This is a genomic window from Paractinoplanes atraurantiacus (genome assembly GCF_900215205.1).
Taxonomy (GTDB): Bacteria; Actinomycetota; Actinomycetes; order Mycobacteriales; family Micromonosporaceae; genus Actinoplanes; species Actinoplanes atraurantiacus.
This window is the reverse complement of the sequence record NZ_OBDY01000005.1, coordinates 392,041-400,911: the sequence shown is the minus strand read 5'-3', so window position 1 is coordinate 400,911 and position 8,871 is coordinate 392,041. Positions and strand designations below refer to the sequence as shown.

9 protein-coding genes and 1 pseudogene are annotated in these 8,871 nt (G+C 68.4%); 4 read left to right on the top strand and 6 right to left on the bottom strand.

Annotated elements, in window-relative coordinates:
- Nucleotides 1-206 (bottom strand): annotated as a pseudogene (locus CRP55_RS56220) (helix-turn-helix domain-containing protein); the annotation flags it as partial.
- A gap of 281 nt (nt 207-487) precedes the next feature.
- Between CRP55_RS56220 and CRP55_RS53035 the strand changes: the two are divergent.
- Together CRP55_RS53035 and CRP55_RS15930 are read left to right on the top strand one after the other, a co-directional pair.
- Nucleotides 488-1,198 carry a hypothetical protein gene (locus CRP55_RS53035; protein WP_179855162.1) on the top strand — a complete coding sequence of 237 codons (711 nt, stop codon included), beginning with the start codon at nt 488-490 and terminating at the stop codon, nt 1,196-1,198.
- A 70-nt stretch (nt 1,199-1,268) separates the two neighbouring features.
- Nucleotides 1,269-2,378, top strand: coding sequence for a GDSL-type esterase/lipase family protein (locus tag CRP55_RS15930; RefSeq protein ID WP_179855190.1), 1,110 nt, complete (start codon nt 1,269-1,271; stop codon nt 2,376-2,378).
- Here the strand turns inward: CRP55_RS15930 and CRP55_RS15925 are convergent.
- The gene (locus tag CRP55_RS15925; protein ID WP_143234641.1) at nt 2,342-3,289 is read right to left on the bottom strand and encodes a hypothetical protein; all 948 of its coding nucleotides are present in this window, start codon (nt 3,287-3,289) and stop codon (nt 2,342-2,344) included. The two genes, CRP55_RS15930 and CRP55_RS15925, sit on opposite strands and share 37 nt — an antisense overlap.
- A 66-nt stretch (nt 3,290-3,355) precedes the next feature.
- Here CRP55_RS15925 and CRP55_RS52120 point away from each other — a divergent pair, with 66 nt between their 5' ends.
- Complete coding sequence (locus CRP55_RS52120) at nt 3,356-3,667, top strand: hypothetical protein (protein WP_143234639.1); 312 nt, start codon at nt 3,356-3,358, stop codon at nt 3,665-3,667.
- 81 nt (nt 3,668-3,748) lie between these two features.
- Nucleotides 3,749-4,543 carry a ThuA domain-containing protein gene (locus CRP55_RS15915; RefSeq protein WP_097320700.1) on the top strand — a complete coding sequence of 265 codons (795 nt, stop codon included), beginning with the start codon at nt 3,749-3,751 and terminating at the stop codon, nt 4,541-4,543.
- Here CRP55_RS15915 and CRP55_RS15910 read toward each other — a convergent pair.
- Genes CRP55_RS15910 through CRP55_RS15895 form a run of 4 tightly spaced genes read right to left on the bottom strand, consistent with a single transcriptional unit; the run spans nt 4,533 to nt 8,844 of the window.
- On the bottom strand, nt 4,533-5,732 hold the full coding sequence (locus CRP55_RS15910; protein ID WP_097320699.1) for an ABC transporter ATP-binding protein: 1,200 nt from the start codon (nt 5,730-5,732) through the stop codon (nt 4,533-4,535). The genes CRP55_RS15915 and CRP55_RS15910 overlap by 11 nt on opposite strands.
- A gap of 17 nt (nt 5,733-5,749) precedes the next feature.
- On the bottom strand, nt 5,750-6,586 hold the full coding sequence (locus tag CRP55_RS15905; protein ID WP_097320698.1) for a carbohydrate ABC transporter permease: 837 nt from the start codon (nt 6,584-6,586) through the stop codon (nt 5,750-5,752).
- Nucleotides 6,586-7,518: a carbohydrate ABC transporter permease gene (locus CRP55_RS15900; protein WP_097320697.1), complete on the bottom strand. Its 933-nt coding sequence runs from the start codon at nt 7,516-7,518 to the stop codon at nt 6,586-6,588. Before CRP55_RS15900 ends, CRP55_RS15905 begins: the two co-directional genes overlap by 1 nt.
- Nucleotides 7,519-7,536: 18 nt before the next feature.
- Nucleotides 7,537-8,844 (bottom strand): extracellular solute-binding protein, encoded by a 1,308-nt coding sequence (locus tag CRP55_RS15895; protein WP_097320695.1) that lies wholly within the window; start codon nt 8,842-8,844, stop codon nt 7,537-7,539.
- Nucleotides 8,845-8,871: the final 27 nt, after the last annotated feature.

Here is an 8,871-nt window from a genome sequence, read left to right as displayed (position 1 = left end):
CCCTCACGCAGCAGATCCGCGATCATCAGCCGTTCCTGCTCGGACAAGAACCGCGCCGCGACCGGTCCCGGCGTAGCGGTCAAAGGCGGATACGTATAAACCCGGCCGCCGGCATGAATGGTGTATCCATGACGCCACCGCCGACCCGTCGCCGGGGAGATACCGACCTCCCGACACGCCTGCCCGTTACTCCACCCTTGCCCCATCAGCCGAAGATAACGATCCTGACGAGCTGTCGTCGGCCGACGCCACTCCCGCTCCCCTGATGACTGACCCACCCTGACCCCAACCCGTCAGGTGTTGCAACCACCGCAAGAACCCAAGGTTCTTTTCGAGGTCTGTTATCGCTGCTATGCGGGATTGGTCAGGGGTGCCGAGTCATTCGCCGGAGATGGTGGAATTGCGGCGTGACCATGCGGATCGGCGACGATGGGGACTTAAACGACGCCATGCGTTGAAGTTGTGCCAGTTACATGGTTGTTCGCGGGTGTGCGGTGAGCTGGGTCTGCATGATCCGTTCGAGCGGATACCGCCGCTGGTCTGGGAAGACGACGTCGAGTGGGTGCTCCGGCCGTGTCCGTCCGGGACCGTTGGCGAGGCGGTGGCTCCTGGTCACTCGGACGGCGTGCAGGAGGCCGCGCCTGTTGGCCCCGCGGCCGAGCCGGTCGAGGTCGAGGCGGGGGCGCTGACGGAGTCGACGACCCGGGCCGAGATGACAGGGCAGGCCGAGGCGGCGACACCGCCCGAGCCGGCGGCCGAGGTGGGGACGGTGGTTCAGGTCGCGGCGGCGACGTCGCCTGAGCCGGCGGCCGAGGTGGGGACGGTGGTTCAGGTCGCGGCGGCGATGCGGCCTGAAGCGGTGGCCGCGGCCGAGGTGGCAGCTCGGGCCGTGGCGGTGCCGCCGAAGGCCGCCGTGCGGGCCGGGCTCGCCGGGCAGTGCGGATTTGCGGGGTCCGCCGTGGGGCTCGGCCGTCGGCGGTGGGTGCGCCATTCGGAATCGACCGTTCTTGTCCGGTCCCGGCAGGCGCGTCACGCCATTGTCGGCGACGCCGGAATTGCGGGCGTGGTGATTTTGCCGCCGCCTGATGCAAGCCGTAGGCGCTTCGTTCGATGGTTCCATTCGGGGTATTTCTGGATTTATGTGTGGAGGTCACGACAGCTCGGCCGTCCGCCGCGCCGTCTATTCGTTGGCATTTGATCAAGGGGGCTCAAGATTTGCCGAGTGGGAGCGGGGCCATATGCCGGTGAATGCACTTACAGTGGCCGGTATGGAGGGGATCCTGCGTCGCGGGCTGTCCGTACTGCTGGCGGCCGTGACCGGTCTGGTGCTGGCGCAGTCGCCCGCGGAGGCGGCGGTGCTGCGGGTCATGGTGGTGGGTGACTCCGTGTCGCACGGGTCGGCCGGGGACTACACCTGGCGGTACCGGCTGTGGAAGCACCTGACGGGCAGCGGGGTCGCCGTTGATTTCGTGGGGCCGCGCAGCGGGTTGTTCGATCCGGTGCGGTCGCCGGCCGGTGACGTCGTCGAGACCGGGACCTACGCCGATCCGGCCTTCGACCGCGACCACAACGCCCGGTGGGGGAGGGCCCTCGCCAGTTGGCCGGGTGCCTACGCCGGCGCGGTCGACACCATCCAGGCCGACGTACGGACCTATCAGCCCGACTACGTGCTGGTGTTGCTCGGCATCAACGACCTGGTCTGGTTCGGCGCCGATCCGGTCGGCCTGGCCGGGCAGATGGCCGCCTTCATCGATCGCGCGAGAACCGGCAAGCCGGGCGTGCGCGTCGTGGTGGCCGGGGTGCCGCCGACGTACGGCACCGAGCACGACAGTGCTCTGGCCGCGCGATTCGCCGAGTACAACCGGTGGCTGGGCGCCGTTGTCTGGGGTAAGGCCACCGACGGCGGTCCGCCGGTCGCGTATGTGCCGCCGCCGGCCGGATATGAGGCCGACTACGGTGTGACGCCCCACGACTCGTACGACGGAACCCACCCGAACGCCCGCGGCGAGATCCGGATCGCGGACGCCGTCGGGGACGTGCTCTCCTCGGCGTTCGGCCTCGGGCCGCCCTATCCGCTGTCGCTCACTGTGCCGGTGGGCCCGGTGCTGCCGTTCACCCTGCGCTGCGCCCCGGGCGACGGCAAGGTGACGCTGACCTGGACCGAGTCACCCGGCGCGACCGGGTACTGGTATCAGCTCCGCTTCGCCGGCGGCGCCTGGGTGCCCGATCCGGCCGTCTACCAGTACCCGATGAGCGCCCAGCCCGTCACCAGCGCCGGCCTGGCCAACGGCACCGCCTACGAGTTCCGCATGCAGGCCGCCAAGTGGTACGACAAGGGCGTCTACTCCAACGTCTGCCGGGCGACCCCGGGCAGATAAAGGAACCGCGGGTAGTAGTCCGCCTCATTTCCGTTCACGTTGTACGACACCAGGACCTGCCCGGCCGGTGCGGTCTGCTCGGGGTGCACTGCCACGGCGTACGTGATCGTGCCCGGGGGACTCGGCGCGTCCCACAGGCCGTTGACCGTCCAGGTGCCGAGGACGGTCCGGGCCGTCAGCCGCTCGATCTGGGTGCCGCCGTACGCGTCGCCGCGCTTGGTGAAGATCTCCCAGCCGGTGGCGGTCCGGTGCAGCGCCAGGACCACGCCGATCTCCGTGCTGGACGGGATGACGTTGTCGTGGACGGTCCACCGCGTTCCGTCGGCCAGTCGGCCGAACGGCACGAACGCCATGTCACCGACCGATTTGCCGGCCACCGGATGCGTGCCGGTGAGCCACCAGCCGGTGGCCGTCCGGGCGACACCGCCCCACATCGTCGTGCCGGTCGCGCCGGCCGGCAGCGCCACGATCCGCTGGAAGGCCAGCGTGGAGGCGTCGAACACCGCGACGTACGGCCCCACGACGGTGAACGGGCTGACGCCCCGGATCCGCTCGCCGATGACATACAGGGTGCCGTTGTCGACGATCGGCGTGGACATCCAGAAATAGGTGCCGTCGGACCAGTTGGGCACCTGCTGCCATCCGTACCCGTAAGGCCCCGGTATTGCTGTGAAGTTCAGCGTGCCGGCCGTCTGCCGGGCGAACGCGCTGTGCGGATAGCCCCACGGGCCGACGGTCGACACGCCGTTGACCCGCGTCGTGTCGCCGAAGACCCACAGCACGTCCCCGCCGGGCAGCGTCACCGACTGCGTCACGTCGGCGTGAACGACCTTCTCCAGCGCCGTGGTCCAATCGCCCGGCGGCGCCGGAGCGCTCACCAGCATGGACGTCGCGACCAGCGCACGAACCAAGATTTCGGCAATCATAAGGACCCCCGTCCCACGCTTTTCAAATGAGCTTTCCGCTTATTTCGCGGAATGTCGCTGACAGATCTTCGACAGAAGAGTGAAGCGTTCCGGCCGGCGGTGATCGAATGGAATGACAATGCCGGGGCGGCGGCGCTCGGAGCGTGTCTGGCTCCGGCCAATAATCCGCTTCATGAATCGCGAATGTACGCGATGGTCCACCTCGCCATTCACGATGCGGTGAACGCCATCGACCCGCGATCGCGTCCCTATGCGTTCCACGGCCGGGCCCCGGGCGCTTCTCCCACGGCCGCCGTGGCCGCCGTGGCTCGTGGTGTGCTCGTGCCGCTCCTCGCGATCCGCGCACGGCGAGAGGGTCGGTGACTGGGCGGTGGACAGGTATCTCCAGCGCCTTCCCCGCGGTCGCTAGGAAGTCATAGGCTTCGATCGACGACGGGAGGAATCATGAGGTTTCTGATCAGATTCGCAGTCGCGCTGCTGGTCGTGGCCGGGTTCGCGAGCCCAGCCGCGGCGTCCGGCGGGCATCAGCGGTTCAGCGCGCTGGTCTTCTCCAAGACGGCGGCGTTCCGGCACGACTCGATTCCGGCCGGGGTGGCCGCGATCAAGCAGCTGGGCGCCCGCAACCACTTCCGGGTCGACGCGACCGAGGACGCGGCCGCGTTCACCGACCGCAACCTGGCCCGCTACGACGTGGTGGTGTGGCTGAGCACCACCGGCGACGTGCTGAACGACGCCCAGCAGGCCGCCTTCGAGCGCTACATCCGGCACGGCGGCGGCTACGCCGGCATCCACGCCGCCTCCGACACCGAGTACGACTGGGCCTGGTACGGCGGCCTGGTCGGCGCCTACTTCCGCGACCACCCGGGCGGCGTCAACGACCAGTTCCAGACCGCCACCCTGCACGTGCTCGGCCACGACACCGCTGCCACCAAGCCGCTGCCGCGCCGGTGGGTGCGCGAGGAGGAGTGGTACAACTTCCGGACCAACCCCTGGGGCACCGTACGGGTCCTGACCGAGGTCGACGAGCGCACGTACGACCCGCGCGGCTACAGCGAGCCCGAGGGCTCACCGGGCATGGGCCGGCACCACCCCATCTCGTGGTGCCACCGGTACGACGGCGGCCGTGCCTTCTACACCGCCATGGGCCACAAGGCCGAGTACTACAACGACCCGCTGCTGCTGGCCCACATCCTCGGCGGGCTGAAGATGGCCGCCGGGGCGGCCAGCTTCAACTGCTGACCGGCTCGTCCTGCTCGAAGACGCGATCGGGGTCGCGGGTCAGATTCTCCCCGGTCGCGGCGTCGAAGACGTGCATCCGCTCCGGATCGAACCACAGCTGAGCCTTCGATCCGGAGCGGATCCGGCTGCCCGCGTCCAGGGCGACGACGAGCTGGGTGCGCATCTGCTCGCTGTCGAGCTCCCGCTCCAGTTCCTCGAGCTGCTGGGTGACCTCGGGCGGCGCCTCGTACGGGACGTACGCGTAAAGCTCGTGGCCCAGCCATTCGGTCACGTCGACCTCGGCGGTGAAGATCTGGCCGTGGGGCCGTTTCTCGGCCGGCACCAGCGAGGAGTCCTCAAAATGCTCGGGGCGCAGGCCGATGATGACCAGCTCCCGGTCGCCGACCTTGCGCAGTCGCTCGCTGGACGCGGAGACCGTGCCGAACGGGGTCTCGATCTCGCCGCCCCGGAACCGGCCGGGCACGAAGTTCATCGGCGGCGACCCGATGAAACCGGCCACGAACAGGTTGGCCGGTTCCTCGTACAGCTGCCGGGCCGATCCGACCTGTTGCAGCACGCCCTTGCGCAGCACCGCGATGCGGTCGCCGAGGGTCATGGCTTCGGTCTGGTCGTGGGTGACGTAGACGGTGGTCGTGCCGAGCCGGCGCTGCATGCGGGAGATCTCCGTGCGCATCTGCCCGCGCAGTTTGGCGTCGAGGTTGGACAGTGGCTCGTCGAACAGGAACGCGTCGGCCTGCCGCACGATCGCCCGGCCCATGGCGACGCGCTGCCGCTGCCCGCCGGAGAGGTGCGCCGGCCGGCGGTCGAGGTGCTCGGTGAGCTGGAGCAGCTCGGCGGCCCGGTTGACCTGTTCGGTGACCTCCGCGTCGGGCGTCTTTTTGAGCCGCAGCGGGAAGGCGATGTTCTCGAAGACGGTCAGGTGCGGGTAGAGGGCGTAGTTCTGGAACACCATCGCGAGGTTGCGGTCACGGGGCGCCTTCTTGTTGACCCGGGTGCCGCCGATGATCATGTCGCCCGAGGTGATGTCCTCGAGGCCGACGATCATGCGCAGCAGTGTCGATTTGCCGCAGCCCGACGGGCCGACGAGGATGATGAACTCGCCGTCGGCGATGTCCAGGCTGACGTTGTCGACGGCCTGGAAGCCGTCGCCGTAACGCTTGACGATGTTCCGCATTTCGATGGCGGCCATGGCGGCGTCCTCCCAGTTCAGCCCTTGACGGCGCCGGCGGTCAGGCCGGCCATGATCCGGCGCTGGAACAGCAGCACCAGGATGACGACGGGGATCGTCACGACCACCGAGGCGGCCATGATGTACGTGATGGGCGACTCGAACTGCGAGGCGCCGGTGAAGAACGACAGGGCGGCCGGCACGGTCCGGGCCCGGTCGGTCGAGGTCAGCGAGATGGCCAGCAGGAACTCGTTCCAGCAGAAGAAGAACGTCAGGATGGCCGTGGTGAACACGCCCGGCGCGGCCAGCGGCACGATCACCCGGCGGAACGCCTGCCACGCGGTGGCCCCGTCGACCTGGGCCGCCTGCTCCATCTCCCACGGGATCTGCCGGAAGAACGCCGACATGGTCCAGATCGACAGCGGCAGCGCGAACGTCAGATACGGGATGATCAGGCCGAGCCAGGTGTCGTAGATGCCGAGGTTGCGCCACATGTTGAACAGCGGGCCGACGAGCGCCGCCTGCGGGAACATCGCGATGGCCAGGGCCATGCCGAGCAGGAACTTCTTACCGGGGAAGTCCATCCGGGCGATCGCGTACGCGGCGAACATCGCGACGATCACGGCGAGCAGCGTGGCGATCAGCGCGATGCCGACCGAGTTGCGCAGCGCGCTGGTGAACAGCGAGTCGGTGAAGACGGTCCGGTAGTTGTCCCACACCCAGTCCTTGGGGAAGAACGTCGGCTCCCCGCTGCGGAACGTGTCGGGGTCCTTGAAGGACAGCGACACCATCCACAACAGCGGGAACAGCGCCCAGACCAGGATCAGCAGACCCCAGACGGTCCACCAGTTGCTGACCTTGCGATCCGTCGCCATCACCGATCACCCCGAACTTGCGACAGGTCCGTGCGGAATCCCTTGACGAAGATGAACGCGATGATCACGACGGTGAGGAACAGCAGCACGGAGACGGCCGAGCCGGTGCCCAGGTTCACCAGCGTGACGTTCTGCCGGTAGGCCAGGAAGGAGAGCGTCTCGGTGTTGTTGGCGCCGCGGGTCATGATGAACGGGTTGTCGAAGATGCGCCACGCATCCAGGGTGCGGAAGAGCAGCGCGACCATGATGGCCGCCTTCATGTTGGGCAGGGTCACCCGCCAGAGCCGCTGCCAGGGTGTGGCGCCGTCGACCCGGGCCGCCTCCTGATATTCCTCCGGCACCTGCACCAGCCCGGCCAGCAGGAGCAGCGAGATGAACGGCGTGGTCTTCCAGATCTCCGACAGGATGATGACGAACAGGGCCGACCATCGCTGGCCGAAGAAGTTGAAGTCGCCGAGCCCGAACCACTGGTTCACGAATCCCGAGTCCAGCTGGAAGGCGAATTGCCAGATGTACGCCGAGACGACGGTGACGATGCCGTACGGGATCAGGATGCCCGTGCGGACCAGCGAGCGGCCCTGGATGATCCGGTACATCACGAAGGCGAAGGCGAAGCCCAGCACCAGTTCGATCGCGACGCTGGCCACCGTGATGATCAGCGTGGTGACGAAGTCGGACCACCACACCGAGTCGGTCAGCACGGTGGCGTAGTTGCGCAGCCCGACGAACTCGCGCCCCTCCGGGTCGGTCAGCCGGTAGTTGTACAGCGACAGCACGACCGCGTAGATCAGCGGGTAGGCGGTCACGAACACCATCACGAGGAACGCGGGCGCCGACAACGTCAGCCCCAGCCGCCGCTCGTGGCGTGCGCGGTCGGTGACCTCTTCGGGTTCCGGCGCCGGCGGAGCGACCCGGACATCGGTCATGGTCATGCGGATGTCCCTCTCAGCTCACAGGAGTCGCTTGCCCAGCAGGACGTCGGACATGAAGGTGGCCGCCTCCTCCGGGGTCGCGGGCGCGGTGACATCGGTCGCCGGGTGCCAGGTGATCTGCACCGACGTGGAGACGTCGTTGTAGTACGGGGTGATCGGCCGCGGCCCGGCGTCGTTGATGGACTGCCGGATCACCTCGGCCATCGGGTACGCCTCGCGCACCTTGGGATCGTCGTAGGCGGGACCGCGGGCGGCCGGGTTGCCGGCGTCGAGCATGTAGGCGACGTTGTTCGGCAGCGAGGTCGCGCACTTCACCAGGTCGAGGGCCTGCTCGGGGTGCTTGGAGAAGGCGCCGATGGTGAGGTTGATGCCGCCCAGCGGTGGCTTGCTCGGCTTGTCGGCGGCCATCCGCGGGTAGCGGGCCCAGGCGATGTCGTCGAAGACCTGCTGGGTGATGCCGCCGCCGGCCACCGACTCCTTGGCGGCACTGTAGACGTACGGCCAATTGACCATGAAGCCGCCGGCGTCGCTCTGGAAGGCCGATCGCGCCTCCTCCTCGCCCATCGTGGACATGGCCGGCGGTGCCGCCGCCGACCGGGCGAGATCACCGATGACCCGGGCCGCGTCGTCACCGGCCGGTGAGTTGATCTCGGGCTTGGCGTCCTTGCCGGCCTCGACGTCGCCGATGATCTCCCCGCCGGCCGACGCGACCAGCGCGTTGATCCAGACCATGTAGCCCTCGTAGCGGTTGGCCTGCACGCCGATGACCTTCTTCTGGCTTTCGGCCGTACGGATCATCTCGTCCCAGGTGAAGTTCGCCGCGGCGGGATCGACGCCCGCCGCCTGGGCCACCGACTTGCGGTACCAGAGCAGCTGCGTGTTCGCCCAGAACGGCGCCGCGACGAGCTGGTCTTTCCAGTACGCGGTCTGCAGCGGCCCCTTCAGCACGTCTTTCGTCAGCGCGGCGGCGTCGGCGTCGTCGAACGGCCGCAGGAACTCGGCGTTGGCGAACTCGGCCACGAACGGCGGATCGAGGCTCATCACGTCGATCGAGCTGTCCTTGGCCGCGAGCCGCCGCACCAGCTGCTCCCGCTGCTGGGAGGCGTCGTTCGGCAGCACCTGGACGTCGACCTTGTAGGTGTTGCCGGCTTCGGCCGCGCACCGCTCGGCGAGCCGTCCCTGCCCGCCGTTGTCCGGGTTGATGTACCACGTGATGACCGGCAGGCCGCTGTCGTCGCCGCAGGCGGTCAGCAGGCCGGCCGACAAGGCGAGGACCGTCGCCGCGGCGAGGCGGCGCCGGGCGGAACCCTTTCCCAAGCTGTTCACACGCGCCTCCAAGGACGAGCCCAGGTG

Bases quoted from the DNA above. Each gene is read 5' to 3' on its own strand.
- CRP55_RS15915 (WP_097320700.1), top strand. From the start codon at position 3,749: ATGAGGTTTCTGATCAGATTCGCAGTCGCGCTGCTGGTCGTGGCCGGG.
- CRP55_RS15900 (WP_097320697.1), bottom strand. From the start codon at position 7,518: ATGACCATGACCGATGTCCGGGTCGCTCCGCCGGCGCCGGAACCCGAA.
- CRP55_RS15905 (WP_097320698.1), bottom strand. From the start codon at position 6,586: ATGGCGACGGATCGCAAGGTCAGCAACTGGTGGACCGTCTGGGGTCTG.
- CRP55_RS15910 (WP_097320699.1), bottom strand. From the start codon at position 5,732: ATGGCCGCCATCGAAATGCGGAACATCGTCAAGCGTTACGGCGACGGC.
- CRP55_RS15930 (WP_179855190.1), top strand. From the start codon at position 1,269: ATGGAGGGGATCCTGCGTCGCGGGCTGTCCGTACTGCTGGCGGCCGTG.
- CRP55_RS52120 (WP_143234639.1), top strand. From the start codon at position 3,356: ATGTCGCTGACAGATCTTCGACAGAAGAGTGAAGCGTTCCGGCCGGCG.